General features: G+C 45.2%; 11 protein-coding genes. 5 read left to right on the top strand and 6 right to left on the bottom strand.

The genetic code is table 11. From position 1 onward, the window contains the following. Positions 1–41: 41 nt before the first annotated feature. From B0H99_RS10995 to B0H99_RS10985, 3 genes are all read right to left on the bottom strand, one after another. Positions 42–1,835: a sigma-54-dependent Fis family transcriptional regulator gene (locus B0H99_RS10995; RefSeq protein WP_106533711.1), complete on the bottom strand. Its 1,794-nt coding sequence runs from the start codon at positions 1,833–1,835 to the stop codon at positions 42–44. A gap of 162 nt (positions 1,836–1,997) precedes the next feature. Continuing rightward, positions 1,998–2,717, bottom strand: coding sequence for an anti-sigma factor (locus B0H99_RS10990; protein WP_106533710.1), 720 nt, complete (start codon positions 2,715–2,717; stop codon positions 1,998–2,000). After that, positions 2,710–3,276 (bottom strand): RNA polymerase sigma factor, encoded by a 567-nt coding sequence (locus B0H99_RS10985; protein ID WP_106533709.1) that lies wholly within the window; start codon positions 3,274–3,276, stop codon positions 2,710–2,712. Before B0H99_RS10985 ends, B0H99_RS10990 begins: the two co-directional genes overlap by 8 nt. A gap of 278 nt (positions 3,277–3,554) precedes the next feature. Between B0H99_RS10985 and B0H99_RS10980 the strand changes: the two genes are divergently transcribed. The 5 genes from B0H99_RS10980 (at position 3,555) to B0H99_RS10960 (ending at position 8,462) form a co-directional block, all read left to right on the top strand. Next, positions 3,555–4,373, top strand: a complete 819-nt coding sequence (locus tag B0H99_RS10980; RefSeq protein WP_106533708.1) for an alpha/beta fold hydrolase — start codon at positions 3,555–3,557, stop codon at positions 4,371–4,373. 455 nt (positions 4,374–4,828) lie between these two features. Then, positions 4,829–6,160, top strand: coding sequence for a hypothetical protein (locus B0H99_RS10975; RefSeq protein ID WP_106533707.1), 1,332 nt, complete (start codon positions 4,829–4,831; stop codon positions 6,158–6,160). A gap of 55 nt (positions 6,161–6,215) precedes the next feature. Beyond that, on the top strand, positions 6,216–7,184 hold the full coding sequence (locus B0H99_RS10970; protein WP_106533706.1) for a class F sortase: 969 nt from the start codon (positions 6,216–6,218) through the stop codon (positions 7,182–7,184). A gap of 106 nt (positions 7,185–7,290) precedes the next feature. Beyond that, complete coding sequence (locus B0H99_RS10965) at positions 7,291–7,965, top strand: hypothetical protein (RefSeq protein ID WP_106533705.1); 675 nt, start codon at positions 7,291–7,293, stop codon at positions 7,963–7,965. A gap of 125 nt (positions 7,966–8,090) precedes the next feature. Then, positions 8,091–8,462 (top strand): DUF3221 domain-containing protein, encoded by a 372-nt coding sequence (locus tag B0H99_RS10960; protein ID WP_106533704.1) that lies wholly within the window; start codon positions 8,091–8,093, stop codon positions 8,460–8,462. 198 nt (positions 8,463–8,660) lie between these two features. On the opposite strand, the gene B0H99_RS10955 is transcribed toward B0H99_RS10960, so the two are convergent. From B0H99_RS10955 to B0H99_RS10945, 3 genes are all read right to left on the bottom strand, one after another. Continuing rightward, positions 8,661–10,040, bottom strand: a complete 1,380-nt coding sequence (locus B0H99_RS10955; protein ID WP_106533703.1) for a copper amine oxidase — start codon at positions 10,038–10,040, stop codon at positions 8,661–8,663. A 171-nt stretch (positions 10,041–10,211) separates the two neighbouring features. Beyond that, positions 10,212–14,384, bottom strand: coding sequence for a tetratricopeptide repeat protein (locus B0H99_RS10950; protein WP_245894503.1), 4,173 nt, complete (start codon positions 14,382–14,384; stop codon positions 10,212–10,214). 163 nt (positions 14,385–14,547) lie between these two features. Then, on the bottom strand, positions 14,548–15,603 hold the full coding sequence (locus B0H99_RS10945) for an LLM class flavin-dependent oxidoreductase (protein ID WP_106533702.1): 1,056 nt from the start codon (positions 15,601–15,603) through the stop codon (positions 14,548–14,550). Positions 15,604–15,618 lie beyond the last annotated feature (15 nt).

Here is a 15,618-nt window from a genome sequence, read left to right as displayed (position 1 = left end):
CACTACACGTGTAGGATTGTGTAGCCAGAAGCCTACACATTCTACAGTCCATACTTCTTTAATTTCTGATAGAGTGTTGTTCGGTGGATACCAAGCCGTGCAGCAGCTTCGGATTTATTGCCACGGACACTTTCAAGTGTCTGGACGATGAGCTTTTTTTCTTCTTCTCCGCTTTTCCATTTGAATTCGTCTAGCTTGGAAGGGATAGATTCCTGAGTTTCCTCCTGCCGGTTGCCTGTCTTCTCCGGCAGATCTTCCAGATCTATAGTTTCACTATTGGACATGATGGCACTATGCTCCACTAGATTGGCTAATTCCCGGATATTCCCTTTCCAAGGCCGTCTGATAAGTGCTTTGACGGCAGTTGGGGTGAACGTTTTTTCCGGAATGCTATATTTAGCGCAAACCTTGTTAGTAAAATGAGCAAGCAGCACTGGAATGTCTTCTTTGCGCTCACGCAGCGCAGGCAGATGAAGACGGATGATATTCAGGCGGTAATACAAATCCTCCCTAAACGTGCCTCTTTCCACCATCTCTTCAATATCGCGGTTGGTAGCGGCGATTACCCGCACATTAATGCTGTGCTTTTTCACGCCGCCGACGCGTTCGATTTCCCGTTCCTGCAGGACACGAAGCAGCTTGGTTTGCAGGAGCAAGGACAACTCCCCGATTTCATCAAGAAAGATGGTGCCGTTTTGCGCCAACTCGAATTTGCCGAGCTTCCCGCTTTTTTTTGCTCCCGTAAATGCCCCTTCTTCGTAGCCGAACAGCTCTGATTCAAACAAATCCTCGGGAATTGCTCCGCAGTTCACGCTGATAAACGGGCCATTGTAATACGGACTTAAATGATGGATGCTTTTTGCGAATACTTCCTTGCCTGTGCCACTTTCCCCGGATATCAAAATCGTCGCAGGTGTTCGCGCCGCCTTTCGCGCCAACCGTTTCGCATTCAGTATCGGTTCACTTGTTCCAATTATCTTATTCATAGTGACGCGACTGTCTTCTGCCAGTTCCGCACTGAGCAATTTCGGCTCGGTTTGCCCCTTAATCTTGTCGCCTTGCAGCCGGTCGAGAATATCGTATACTTCCGATACGCTTTCGAAAATCAGCATGCCGATCGCCCCTACCACTTTGTCATCTCTCCAGATAGGAATGCGGTGCACGAGCATCGACTGCCCTTGAATATTCTGCAGCACTCCGCGGTCAGGGATTGCGGTTTTTGCCGTAATATGTAGATTGGTGTTTTCAATCACTTCCGTGACGTGCCTGCCGATAGCATCTTCCCTTTTGACGCCTGTAAAGCGGCTATATGCATCATTAAACTCCAGCAAGATGCCGTTCTCGTCCACAACAGCGATTCCTTCATATGCTTTTTCCAGAATGACGTTCAGCACTTCGGCTTTATTTTCTGTCTGCTTGAGTTTATAAATATATTTCGACAAGGCATCCACAATGTCTCGGGACGTTAAAATTCCGACTACCATCTGTATAGTGTCGACAACTAGAAATTCTTGATGCGGCCCAGCGACAAGATCCAGCATATTCGTTTCCTGGGAAATCAACAGCGACGGATCCAGTTGGATTTCCTGGGCAATCTTCGCCTCCCCGCCGCCATTCAACAAAAATGGCAAAAGCTGCTTTAGCGACAATAACCCGACCGGCTTCTTTTTGCCGTCCACTACTGGCAAGTAATTAATATTCAGCTCTTCCATTCTTACAGCGGCTTCCCGGAATGTCTTTTCTGCATCTATGGTATAGGGCAAAGGAGTCATCCAGTTCCCTGCACTTAAAGCATCGCTTGCATTAGTATTCACTGTATTATTCAGTTTCCCCATGTTTTCACCCTTACCTTATAAAATCTTAGTTTTTAGAATCTTATAATTTCTATCTTATCACGATATGGCAAGGAAGCTGAATTTGCTCATCTTCTTTACTTGATGAAATATGGAATTTTAATTTAAGCCAATAAAAAAAACCTGGCTGCTAAAAGCGCCAGGTTAAAGTTCAGAACTGAGGACAATATTGCCTTGTGGAGACTGGTTGCCTGCGTTTGGTTCTCGCGTGATAGCTATCGTATCCCAGCCCTCCGTGTTTTCTTTCAAGCTAAAGTAAGCAGCACCTTCACCGTCAGGGTTTGGCGAAAAAGCGCCGGCCGGGATCGGTTGTCCTTCTTTGAGCAACCATACCTGGTAAATCTCATCGCCCTGCAGGTCTTCAAGCCCTGCAGTTGATACGACTACATCAAGCGCCCCGTCTTCTCTTATCAACCTTGCTTGGCCTGTTCCGTTGAATGCTTCACTCGGTTGGAGGTCTACTTCCCGTAATGCTGTTTCCGGCTCTTGCTGATCAGAAAGCTTGAGGAATGCATAAGCATTGCCAATCAGGGACATTAAAAGCACTGCCGCGATAAGCGGTGTCCACCAGTTGCGTTTTGCCTTCGGCTTGATAACCGGCACTGTAGCTGGCTTTGGCTTTGGCTTTGGCTCTGATTGCAGCTTTTCTTTTACCTCTTCTTCAAAAACGTTCGTTAAAATCCGAGCTTTCATCCCTATCGGTGGCTCAATCGGTTCCGCAAGGTAAGGGAGCTCGCCTGTCAATTCAACAATTTGCCGGCAATCCGCACAGGTTTTAAGATGTTCTTCAAAAGCATGTAGGTCTTCATCGGTCAATGTTCCATTCAAATAATCCACTACGTGTTCACAATCTATTTTAGTCATCGATAGCCCCCCTTTCTTGCACACCATGCAGCGATTTTTTCAATTTCTTCAATGCAAGCCTGATTCTGCTTTTTACAGTACCAAGCGGAATGCCGCAAATGCCGGCAATTGTTTCATGTGTATACCCTTTAAAGTAAAACAGCTGGATCATTTTTTGCTGGTCGTCTGACAATTCCTGGACGGCAGTTTCAATCTGCTCTTTCTGTTCCTGCCATTCTGCTAATTCCTCGACTGAAGAATCGGTATTCACCAAATCCCCAACCTCTTCTAAAGGAACAGAAGGCTTTTTCCGTTTCCGGATCAAGTCAATTGCCACATTGCGCGCCATTGTAAATAACCAAGAAGTAAATTTACCCTTACTTTCATCATATTCTCCTTTGCCTCGCCACAACTTGATAAAGACTTCCTGCAAGGCTTCTTCCGCCAAATCCGGATCTTCAGTCATTTTGACAAGGAAGGAGAAAAGGATTTTTTCATAACGGTCGTACAGCTCTTCAAGCGCCGCTTTGTCTTGTCGCTGTATCCGACCATAAAGCATAAAGTCAGAACTTTTCTCCATGGACGTGCTCCTTTTTTTAAACTGTCGTGCTTCAAGCTTACTATAATTTGCGCGGCAAGAGCGAGTCTATAGCATAAAAACTTTAGCCCCTATATCCTGGAGCTTTATAACATAACGTTGCGCAAGTCTTTTTAGTTCACTTTCCTAAAAATATACCATTCCACCCTCTTCTTTTTGTCCGATCGGTGAAATCACGAATTCCGAATTGTTTAATTAAAAGCATTCGGGGAACACAACTATTAGTACGCAACACAAAGAAACCGGAGGAGGAATAGAAGTTGGGACATTATATTGAAGTGGAACCTAATGTAAAAGTATTTGTGGAGGATATCGGCGAGGGGCAACCTGTCGTTTTCATCCATGGTTGGCCGTTGAACAGCAAGTCATTTGAAATGCAGGCAAATGAACTGGCGCTGCAAGGATTCCGGTTTATCGGCATCGATCTGCGCGGTTTCGGAAAATCGGACAAGCCATGGTCGGGCTATGATTACGATACACAGGCAAGTGATGTAAAAGCGGTAATCGATCATTTAAACTTAGAGAACTTTGTGCTTGGCGGATTCTCGATGGGCGGGCCGATTGCTATCCGTTATATAACCAAGTATGGCCAGCAAGGTGTAGATAAACTATTGTTGATGGCTGCGGCGGCTCCGCTGTTTACGCAGCGTGATGATTTCAGCATCAATATGAAAGCTGAAGAAGTGGACGATATCATCGAACAGATCAAACAGGATCGCCCCGCTTTTCTGGCGCAATTCGCTGATATGTTCTTTGAACAGAAAAAATCGGACAAATTCCTGCACTGGTTCCAAATGCTCGGACTTGAAGCCGGCGCCCATTCTACGATCAATGCCGCTATAGCGTTGCGAGATGAGGATCTGCGTGGTGAATTGGCTGGCATTACGGTGCCGACAGCCATTTTCCATGGCCAGAAAGACCAGATCTGCGCATATGAACTCGGAGAAGAACTGGAAAAACAAATTCCCAACTCTGTTCTTGTACCATTCAAAGACAGTGGCCATGGTATTAATGGAGATGAACCGGAGCGGTTCAATACAGAAATGATTAATTTCTTAAAAAGTTCAGGCGTAAAATAATTAATTGCCGATTATAAAAGAACCGCCTGTGCCGCCGATATAAAAAGTACATTGAACGCCAATCAGACCGTTAATTCCAATCCGGATTAACGGTCTTTAAATTCGTATGATCAATTCAGGCATAATACTATCCATGGCTGGGCTTTGCTGCTATAAAGACTAAAGTTCTTTTTTTAGTCTTTCCACTTCGTTTTCTAAAAAACTGATGCGCCGATGTATTCGGTAAAAAATAGGCAAGTAAGCCAGTACCACAATAATCATCCACCCCATCTCTCCACCCCCTTTTGTCACATATATTATCACAGCAAAGGGTTAGTTTTTCCAAAATATACAGTTTATTAATAAACCACCTGCTTTTAACTTCGCTTGAAACATTTTTTTATAAAAAAGTGATCCATTTCTGGACTCCTTCCGTTAGGTAAGCAAGAAATCAGAAATAGAGGAGTGGTTCATTGATGAAATGGAGAAAATTTTTGGCACCAGTACTAGGGGCAACGCTTTTGGTCACCGGAACAGCCACAACAACATTCGCACACGGAACACCAAAGACGGATACAACAGGAGTGGAACTTCGTTTAACACTGGACTCCTTACTGTCGGAGCATTATGCACTTGCAGTCGATTCCATGATGAAAGTTTATGACGGAGACAAAGGCGCTGAAGCTGCGGTTGCAGCACTTGAAGCCAACGCCGCAGACATGGAACCGGTCATCGCTTCTGTATACGGTGAGGAAGGCGGTGCAGCATTTGAAGAGATTTTCACAAAACATAACACAGGGACAGAAGAGTATGCTCTAGCCGTCAAAGAAGGCGATAAAAAAATGCAGCAAGAAGCGCTGGAGGAAATACAATCGTTTGTAAACGATATGGGCGCATTTTTAGGGACTGCCACTGAAGGCAACTTGCCGGAGGACGGTGCTACTCAAGCACTTCGCCAACATGAAGATTTCGTGCAAGACACTTTTGATCTATACTCAGCAGGAAAATACGAAGAAGCGTATACATCTTACCTTGAAGGCTTCAAGCAGATTTTCGGTGCAGGAAGTGCCATCAGTGGCGCAATCGCCACTCAGTTCCCGGATAAGTTTTCTGATCCAAACACTCCAGCTGGAGACTTCCGCTCGACAGTAAACCGCATTGCAGCCGAACATTTTGCTTTGGCGCAATTGAGCATGGCAAAAGGCTATAACGGTGCAGATGATTTTGACTTTGCAAATTGGGCGCAAGACCAGAACACTGAAGAATTCCGTGGCGCCATCGCTTCCATATACGGAGAAGAAGCCGGCACGCAATTCGTGGAAATTTGGGACAACCAGCATATTTCCGTACAAAGTGACCTTGCAGGAGCTGCGGCTTCAGAGGACCAAGCAGCTGCAGGTGAAGCGGCAGACGCCTTGACGAATGAGTTTGCCACAGAGCTTGGAACATTTTTAAGCACTGCCACTGAAGACCGCATGCCAAAAGAAGACACTATTGCTGGAATCCAGGCGCATGAAACTTCTGTTATTGACACTTTCAACCAGTATGTTGCAGGAGACTTTGAAACATCTTACGAAACATACCGTACAGGCTATGCTCTAATGTTTGATATTGGTGCCGGACTAAGCAGCGCTATCGTTGATCAGTTCCCTGACAACTTCCACAACGACGCACCTGAAAAAATGCCGAAAACAGGATTTGGCGGGACAGCTGGCCAATCAAACACTATGGTTCTTTGGGTAACTTTAAGCTCATTGATTTTAATCGGTGCCGGAACACTGACATATCGTCAAAGTAAGCAACAATAACAATAGGAGAGGGCCTTTGCGCTCTCTCTATTCCTGTTGAGAGGGAGGGTTGAGCATGAAGCAAATATACACAATGGTAACTGCATTGGTTCTATGCGCAGCGCTGTTTTTTGTCATGGACCCGCTGGCGGATAATTCAGCATTTGAAAAACCGCCAACTGAAAAAAATAGTGCGCCAGTTCAAACAAAAATCGAAACAGTTGCCAAAGAAGAAGATAAAGCTGTTGATAAAATTGCCGAATTCCCGGTCCTCCCTGCCCAGCGGGAAAAATTGGATGCTTTACAGCGGCAGCGCCAAGAAAGCATAAAAGGCATGGACCCCGCCCGAATCGAGATTCCCTCCATTAAAGCCAAAGCAGTAATAGAGGCAACCGGCATATTGAAAAATGGTGAAATGGGTGTGCCTGAAGATGTTGACGAAGTCGGCTGGTTCGAACCCGGCTTCAAAGTTGGCGCAAAAGGCCATGCCGTTCTTGCCGGCCATGTTGATAGCTTGACGGGTCCTGCGATTTTTTATGATTTAAAGAAAATGAAAATCGGCGAGACAGTCATATTGACAGATCGTGATGGACGCGAAATGGTTTTCCAAGTAACTGAAATGGTGAGCTACGAGACTGACGAAGCACCGATTGAAGAAATATTCGGCAGCTCGGGCAAACGCATGATCAACTTGATTACATGTATAGGCGATTTCAACCGGAAAATCGGTTCACATGAAGAACGGCTTGTTGTATCCGCGGAACTGGTCTCTGATTCGGCTACAAAGGAAAAAGAGCCAGAACCGCCAACAAATGTTAAAGCCACCTCATCCAATATCTCTTGGTATGCAGTACGCGATGATGCCATCATCGGCTACCGTATTTACGAAGAAGACAAAAAGACGGGTGAAATAAAGAAAATCGACACGGTTTCACTGTTCGACCGGAAAAAAGTGGAGCTGCAAACTTCTCCTGACAAACGCTATTTTGTCACCTCCGTGGACGTCGATTTGAATGAATCAAAAAAAGCCCAAGCAACACAATAAACTTAAGAACCGGACCTCCATGCTCATAAAGCTGGTCGTCCGGTTTTTTCTATTGGCCCTTTCGTGTATCATTCAAGAAAAAGAATCTTTTATGGGAGGAAAACTGATGGCTCTAAACTGGCTGCAAGGAGGCCCTTTTCTCGAAGTCAGTTTTTTATGCGAGTTTCGAGAAGAAAGAAAAGAAATCATCCAATCTCTGGCCAGCAAGCTTTCTGACCTTGCTATTCCGGTTAACATTGTTGATCCCAATATAGAAGAACTGATTGCGGCTTTCGAGGCTGGGTATCTATATGATGAGTCAGATCCCAATTCACTGATTATCCATTCGCTTGAATTCAAGCTAGAGGCGGATATCTCCGGCAAAAGAAAAGCTATTCTACATGCAGAACAACTTTCCTCTAATACACTTCTTGTTGATTTCCGGTTTTTTGGCAGCCAGTTCGATGCGCCAGAATGGAACCAATCAGGAATTAAAAACGAGGATTTGCCATGCTTCATAGACTTCCTGATTACACTTTATGAAAAATTCGAATTCATAGCAGGCGGAATCGCCTTGGATGAAGATGTACGTGAACTGTTTGATTGCATGGAAACAACCCCTTCCGAATGCTATCGCTTTGAAAAATTATCAGCCCCTGCCATTCTGCATTCCCAAAAAAAATTTTTGGCATTGGTATGGAACGAAAACTATCAAAAGCTCCAAGATACTCCACCCTTTCTTAAAAGAATAGGCAAGTCAGGAGTGCTTGCCACCCCTTCAGCTTCTTACAGTGAATTTTAAAAGGAAGCTTACGCACAAAAGCTTAGCTTGCCCAAAAACCTCTGATCTAATTCCTTCTAAAAAGTCCGAATCTATTTAAGGATGTATACGTATAGTATGGAAGAAGATTACAAGGAGGGAGTTTTATGAAAGCTTTAAAGTGTTTATTTGTTGTTTTATTAATCCTGATTAGTTCTGCCTGTTCGAAACCAACAGAAGCACTCGTTGAATCACCTTATCCAGCGACCGACATCATTTCAGAAGAACCTGCTTTCACCGGATATATAGTTGGAGTTATTGAAGATAAACAAACGCTCCTTGTCATAAATGGAATTTCAAAAGAAGAAGCTATGGATATAAATCCATCTAATACACTTGGCGTGATCACGTTCTACTCCAACTTCACAAACTTTGATGGTGCTTTTAGAGTTGGAAACAAGGTAGCAATATGGGAATCTAAAGAAAGTGCAGAAAATACTCTTGGTATTGCCCAGAGAATCGTACTCTTGGAAGAATGACCTCACTGAGTCCTGCCAAGTGGCAGTACTTTTTTTCATGCTTTATTAGAACAAAGAAAATGCCTTTGTTTCTTTAACAAGGAGTCTCATTAGCAAACCAGGCCCCAACTAAATTTGGATAAGAAAACGATCTAAAGTTTTTTGGCACAAAGAAAAAAGCTAGCCTCGACCGGCTAGCTTTTTCATTTCACTCTACTATTAAGATTGTCTACGCACACGCAATGCCAATGTAGTAGTCAAGCCTGCTAGCATTAAACCTGCTAGAATCCACATGAATGGTGTTGTAGATGAATCGGCCATTCCGCCCATTCCAGTTTTCGGCATTTCAGAAGGCATTTCTGCGGCACTGAATTTTTCCGGGAACTGATCAACAATCGCTTCTGACAGACCTGCTGCCGGCATTGTCATGTGAGCGTATGCTTCACGAATCGAGCTGTAAGCTGTCTCGTAATCGCCAGCTACGTAAGAGTCAAAAGCCTTCAGCAATTGGCCGACGTGCGCAGTCAATCCTTCTTCAAGTGCATCAGCAGGAACTCGGCCTTCAGTTGCCGCGTCCAAAAGGGCAGCTTGTTCGACGATATATTCATCAAGCTCTGCTTTCGCCTGTTCCTGGCCTTCAGCATTTCCTTCGCCAGTCGCCACTACATAATCTACAAAGTAGCCGATATGTGACTTCCAGATTTCATCAAACTGCGCGCCAGCTTCTTCGCCGTATACCGAAGCGACAGCAGCGGAAAGGTCGTCAGCGTTTGCCAGCAATGCTCCAGATGCTGCTTCAAAGCTTTCAGCTCCGTCAGCTCCGTCTTGCATCGCCATTGCTGCAAGTCCAGCATGCTCAGTGAACGTAGCGTTCAATTGTGCACGAAGGTCGATTGCCGGTGTATCCGGATTTGTGTTCTCGAACTTGTCAGCAAATTGATCCGTGATTGCAATCGATAACGTTTCTGCAAACATGCTCATATGGTGGATCGATTCCCGTTCTAGCGAGTAAGCTTTTTCAAAGTCGCCAGCTACATACGCATCAAATGCTTCAACCAACTGGTCTACGTGCATGTCCAATCCTTCTTCGACTGCAGCGGCAGGCAAGCGCCCTTCGGTTGCAGCATCAAAGAATTCTGCTTGGGTTTTCTTATATTCGTCCAAATCAGCAAGTGCTTTGTCCTTGCCTTCCTGGTTGTCTTCAGCTGTTGCCGTTACATAGTCGACGAAATAACCGATATGGGATTTCCAGATCTCATCAAATTGCGCTGCCCCTTCTTCTCCATATACTGACGCAACAGCCGCTTTTAGATCATCGGCATTTGCAAGCAAGGCTCCAGACGCCTGATCAAAATCTTCAGCGCCATCCACGCCTTTTCTCATCGCTTCCACTGCAAGGAATGCATGCTCCGTCAAAACAGTGTCCAAGGCAATCCGCAGTTCAGCAGCGGGTGTTGCAGTTCCTGCTTCCATGGAAGACTCGTTTTGTGAATGCCCACCCTTCTCGGAATGTCCTCCGTGACTATCCGCAAGTGCAGCAGTAGGGACTAATAAAGAAAGCGTTAATGGTAATGCAACTAAAAGTTTGTTCATTTTCATTTTAACCATCTCCTTTTTCTGTTTTGTTTTTTGTTCTGCTAACTAAACGGTGAAAGAAGAGGATTAGATCACTTTTTTTAAAAAAATATTGAATTATTTAATTTTTATTATAGAAAACACGAAAAAGCCTTCCAGTCGACTCTATCAACCGGAAGGCATTTCTAGCTTTAGTCAGGCAAATTCGCCGACCTGGTTATTTAGTTCTTCTATAATAGGTTCAAACAGTGGATCATCATTGACAGACAGAATATAGTGCTTGCCCTCTTCCTGACGTAAGAGGTAACGCAAATGGTTTAGCGCATCCTGTTTATTGCCAAGCATCATTTCTGCGCGGGCCAGTTCGTAATAGGCCGGCCAATAATCTTCTTCATCTTGCATCAGCGACAACAGAATCTCATGCGCCTTCAAGCCTTCTTCCACTGCAATATACACCATTCCGAGATTAAGGCGGATCCATTCATGGCCTTCCAATTCTTCCGGCAAGCGCGCCTCAAATCCTTTTACCTTGCTGGGACGGCGCTCTGCTAAAAGATGCATCAAGTGAATGTAGCCTTCTGCGTTGAAAGGTTCGAGGTTAATAAGCTCTTCATATTGCTGCAGCGCTTTTTCAGTTTCATCAATAACGGTAAGCGCCTCTCCTCTAAGCAGCAACAGGCGTGCATCGTATGAGTGCTCTTTATGAAGCTTTCGTGCTTGGACAGCAGCTGCCCGGGCAATTTTATATGATTCTTCTTTTTCAGCCAGCTGAAGCGTCGCTCGAATCTGCAGCAAAGTCGCTTCATAATTGCTTGTCCGTTCGACAAAAGGTTTTAGTACATCTAAAGCTTCCTGCACCATTTCCCTGCTCAAGTATAGTTCTGCCAAGCGCATGACCGGCATTTCATTTTCCGGCAGCTTTTTAATGGCCTCTTCATATAAGGTGATAAGGGTAGTGATGGTCCGCAGCGAACGTGCGTGATGGCGCATCTTCGAAATCAAACCTTTTGGCTTTTCCTGCTCGAATTCTTCAAACCACAGCGCCAGGAAATCCGCACAATAAGTTTTCGCAATAGCCAAATCCTCGCCGGAAAGTTTTCGTTTCAGCCGTTTGCCGATTTCATTTGTCTTTCCGATTCCAACCAGCATGTCGATATATTTTGCATATAATCCTGCCAAACTCGGATAGTCAGCCATCAATTCTTCCAATAAGGACGCTGCGCGTTTGAAATCTCCTCTGCGTTCACAAAATTCCACATGCTCAAACCGAGACGTATAAGCCTTATTTACCGCTTTTGCTTGCAAAAGCAATTTTTCAGCTTCCTTGATCTTTCCTTCTTTCTCCATGCAATGTGCCTCGACCATAAGCAGCCATTCTGCCGGCACTTTTTCAGTAATTTTCTCAACTCTTTTTAAGATGGCAGAAACTGCTGCTTCGGTATCCGCCAAAAGGAACAATTCTGCTAAATCAAGTTCCAGCGGATCATTTTCTAGTACAACCAATGCAGCAGTAAATGCACGCTCTTTGTTTTCAAGGGCCATGTAATTGCGCATCAAACTTTCATAGGCAGCGGTGAATCCTGGATCTAAATCTGCGCAACGAATGTGATGGTTGATAGCCGCTTCGTATTTACCGCTTTTTTCTTCCAGCAATCCTAGGCGGTAGTAGGCCAGTGGATATTCCATTTTTCCCACCGCCTGCTGATATAGTTTCCGGGCATAGCGATAGTTATCGGCTTCTTCATGAAGTTGCCCCTCCATGCAGAGCAATACTTCATCAGGACCTGCTTCTCTTAAACTCTTGAATTTTTGCAGCACCCGATGCCGGAAATACGGATTTTCCCCGAACTCGGCATATTGTCCGGCAATGTCATGAAACCCTTCCTGTCCGGGATTCTCAAGTGCTTTTTCGAGCAACGATACCGCCTGTTCTTTCCCTGTATATCCGGGCCACTCTTCCCACAGCATCGATGCTGTGCGGATATAATAGCCGGTGTCCGCCTTTTCAATATGTTGACCGATCCACTCCCCCGCTTCCCTGAACAGGTCTTGTTTAAGGAGCATATGGGTGATATGCGTAGCAGCAAATAAATCTTCTGGATCTAGCTCCAGCGCCTTTCGGTATTCCGTTTCCGCATCTTTGAACCGTCCTTGCTCTACTGCAATGTGGCCCCGATATATATGCAGAATGTCCACTTTTTCAGCTTGGCTGATGCCTTCATTGATAATTTCTTCCGCTTCTTTCCATGCTTTCGCTTCCATTTGAATTTCAGCGATTCTCAGATAAGAGTACGGCAAGGCACAGTCTATTTCGATTGCCCGCTTGAAGGCTGCAATCGCTTGCTCTTCTTCCCCAAGCTGCTGGAAGCACCGGCCGATTTCATAAACAAAATACCCATCTTCCGGATGTTCTTCACTAAGGTTCTGGAAACGTTCCAGTGCTTTTACATACGCTCCTGATTCATACTGAATCAGGCTGTGAGTAATCTGTACAAATAAATCAGACGGCAGTTGTTCAAGTGCAATACTTGACCATTTGTATGCTTGGTAAACCTTGCCTGTCTCCAAATAGCACCGAGCAAGATGGCTGTATGCCTCAGGCTGATAATGATCCAGTTCAATCGACTGTTTCAGCAATGGAATTGCCTGTTCATGAGTGTCCTGATCCATTAAAATGGCCCCTTTTAAAAACAATGCATAAGGGCTTTGTTTTTCATCTACATGGGCAAGGCAAGCAAGCGCTTCCGGCAATTGCTTCTTATAAAAATGCATATGGGCAGCCAGAAGCGCCACTTCCGCATCTTCTTTCCCGAATTCCAGCTGAAGCCGCTCTATCCATTTTTCGTGAAAAGCCTGGGCTCCATCTGTAAACAAACTAGCGATTCCGACAACCGCTGCATAACGCTCTTCAATATGGCTGTCCAAAAAGCGGAGAAAATCTTCACTTTCATCGTTCTTTGTTTCATCTAAGAACGTATACAACTGATCAAAAAAATGGTGCTCGCTGCCATCAAGAAAATCCAAAAGTGGTTTTTGTTCTTCCTTCACAAAGGCTACGCTTAGTGAATCCGTCAACTTATAAGCTGTTTTCACCTTTGAGTAGGCAAGAAGAAAAGGCGCTGAGTCATTCGGATCCTGGATGATAAGCCCTTGGAGCCGGTCGTCATAACCTACAACCACCTGCACATGTGAGCTATTTTCAATCATCATACTAAGGAGCACTGGAACCCCTGCATCTATAAACTGTTTATATAACTCTACGTTCCCTTTGAAATACTGCGCTCTGAATCCCAGCGATTCCATATAAGTTAAAGTGGTCCGGAGTTTCGACCCGGTCACATCAAAAACATGTGAAGCAATTTCGTCTTGGCCGATATCCATTCCGAATGCTTCAAGGATGAGCGAGAGAGAAGCTGGTACACAGTAATTCATCTTTTGGACCTTCGGTGTCAGCTTCAGCAGTTTTATTTTTTCATCATGCTGGATGACGGTTTTTCCATAAATAGTGCTTTTAAAAATTTCCTCATGCTTGCTGATCCAGCCATCCAGCTCTTTCCATCGCTCAAGTTTATACAGGCTGGCAGCTGTCTGGTAGATGAAATAATCGCGGCGCACATTGTATGGGTTCTTCTGATTAAGTTCCTGCATCAGATGCAGTGCCTCTTCATATTGCTCCAGGTGATAAAACCTGCTCACTTGTTCAATGCGAAATGCCCAGTTTTCCGGCTCTGCCAATTCCCATTCCTGCAACAGGGCCAAAGACTCGGCTTGACGGCCAGCCATTGATAAAAAGTCTACGTAAAGCAGCTTTGTGTAGTTGCTGCGCTCTGATTCTCCTTGAGCCAAAGCAGTTTTCAGAATGCGTTCGGCCGTTTCCCAATCCCCGCTATGTATATAATAAAACCCTTCCTGATCTGGCCAGATAAATCCTTTAGTCTTTTCGATTTTCTCCAATTCTTCTTTTGCTTCCGGCAGCCGGTTCAGTACACAAAACACTTTAAACAGCAAATCATGTGCTGCTGCCAAATCCGCTGTCGTGTACTCATTGGCCGCAGCATTTTGCAGACGGGCACGCATCCGCTCTTCCGCTTCCAAGCTTTCCCCTGTTTCTAATAGCCTAGCGCAATGCCACGCAAACGAACGAAGCGTCCCCAATCGCTTGTATGCCTGAGTCGCAAAAAAATTTCCGTAATTGTCGAGATCTGCCTGATCAGCCAGCTGAATCAACCGGTAGAACTCTTCTTCTGTCTCTATTCCGTTAAGCCATTTGCGAAGCCGGCTGAGCGAGCGCCCTTCCCATAGTTGGCGAATTGCTTCAATCAGCTGATCTGCTGTCATAATATCTTTTGCTTTCATGTTATTCACCATTCCCCTGTCTCTCCCATGTCCCCCACTTATGCGGTTGATTAATTATAGGATGGAAAATTATAGGGTGCAAGGAAATTTAATACTAAAAATAATTCTTTTTTACTGCTTGAATCCGGATCTCTATAACAAAAAGGCCTTCCATAAAAGAAGACCCCTTAACTTATTATTTTTTCGTGTATTTCTTGATAGCCGGTAAAATTTCCGTTCCAATCATGTCAATATTCCGCATCAAGCGATCGAACGGCACGCCACCAAAATCCATTTGGGCGATATAGCGCTGATGGCCAAACATTTCCTGCTGATAGAGAATTTTTTCGATAACCTGCTGAGGGCTGCCGATATTCATTACATCGTGCGGACTGGCTCCATGCATGAATTGCCATTGTGGATAACCGCGGCCGTTCGTTTTCATCATTCCTTTATCCACATGTGGATGAATTTCGTCAAATGCCTGCTGAGAAGTTTCAGCAACATGGAAAAACCCAGCTGTCGCGACTGGCAGCTCCGCCGGATCAAAACCGCTTTCTTTAGCGGCATTTCGGAAAGCATCAATGGAGTGCTTGAAGCTTTCAGCTGGTCCGCCGAGTGTTGCAAGCATCATTGGCACACCGGCATGCCCTGCTTTGATCGCGCTAGCCGGATGGCCGCCTACCGCCCGCCAAATCGGAAGCGAACCGTCTTGCGGCCGCGGCAGAACTTCGGCATCTTTAAGCGGTGCCCGGAACCGGCCGCTCCAGTTGACCGTCCGCTCTTCATTGATCTTCCGAAGCAAATCGAACTTTTCTTCATATAATTCTTCATAATACCGGACGTCATAGCCCAGCAGCTCGAACAAGCCGATGCGCGACGCTCGTCCTGCAATAATTTCCGCTCTGCCTTTTGATATCAAGTCGATTGTCGCAAAATCCTCATACACGCGGACCGGATCCGATGTACTGATAATGGTAGAAGAGCTGGATATCTTGATTTTTTCTGTTGCTTGGGCAATTGCCGCAAGCACCACAGTATGCGCCTGTGTCGCAAAATATTCCTGATGGCTTTCGCCAACGCTAAAAAAATCGATGCCAGCCTGTTCAGCGAGCTTCGCAAGTTCGATGATTTCATGGATTCGTTCGCCAGCAGTGATCCGTTCGCCTGATATTGGATCTGGCAGATGGTCTCCGAGTGTATACAATCCAAATTCTAACCCTCGCTTTGGATCAATGCGATATTTTTCCATATTCTTATCCTCCCA

Source organism: Planomicrobium soli, assembly GCF_003014655.1.
In the GTDB taxonomy this organism is placed as follows: Bacteria; Bacillota; Bacilli; order Bacillales_A; family Planococcaceae; genus Planococcus; species Planococcus soli_B.
Note: the sequence above shows the minus strand (reverse complement) of the source record. Positions and strands in the feature narration are given on the sequence as shown.

Bases quoted from the DNA above. Each gene is read 5' to 3' on its own strand.
- B0H99_RS10995 (WP_106533711.1), bottom strand. From the start codon at position 1,835: ATGGGGAAACTGAATAATACAGTGAATACTAATGCAAGCGATGCTTTA.
- B0H99_RS10960 (WP_106533704.1), top strand. From the start codon at position 8,091: ATGAAAGCTTTAAAGTGTTTATTTGTTGTTTTATTAATCCTGATTAGT.
- B0H99_RS10945 (WP_106533702.1), bottom strand. From the start codon at position 15,603: ATGGAAAAATATCGCATTGATCCAAAGCGAGGGTTAGAATTTGGATTG.
- B0H99_RS10955 (WP_106533703.1), bottom strand. From the start codon at position 10,040: ATGAAAATGAACAAACTTTTAGTTGCATTACCATTAACGCTTTCTTTA.
- B0H99_RS10990 (WP_106533710.1), bottom strand. From the start codon at position 2,717: ATGACTAAAATAGATTGTGAACACGTAGTGGATTATTTGAATGGAACA.
- B0H99_RS10985 (WP_106533709.1), bottom strand. From the start codon at position 3,276: ATGGAGAAAAGTTCTGACTTTATGCTTTATGGTCGGATACAGCGACAA.
- B0H99_RS10975 (WP_106533707.1), top strand. From the start codon at position 4,829: ATGAAATGGAGAAAATTTTTGGCACCAGTACTAGGGGCAACGCTTTTG.
- B0H99_RS10965 (WP_106533705.1), top strand. From the start codon at position 7,291: ATGGCTCTAAACTGGCTGCAAGGAGGCCCTTTTCTCGAAGTCAGTTTT.
- B0H99_RS10970 (WP_106533706.1), top strand. From the start codon at position 6,216: ATGAAGCAAATATACACAATGGTAACTGCATTGGTTCTATGCGCAGCG.
- B0H99_RS10950 (WP_245894503.1), bottom strand. From the start codon at position 14,384: ATGGTGAATAACATGAAAGCAAAAGATATTATGACAGCAGATCAGCTG.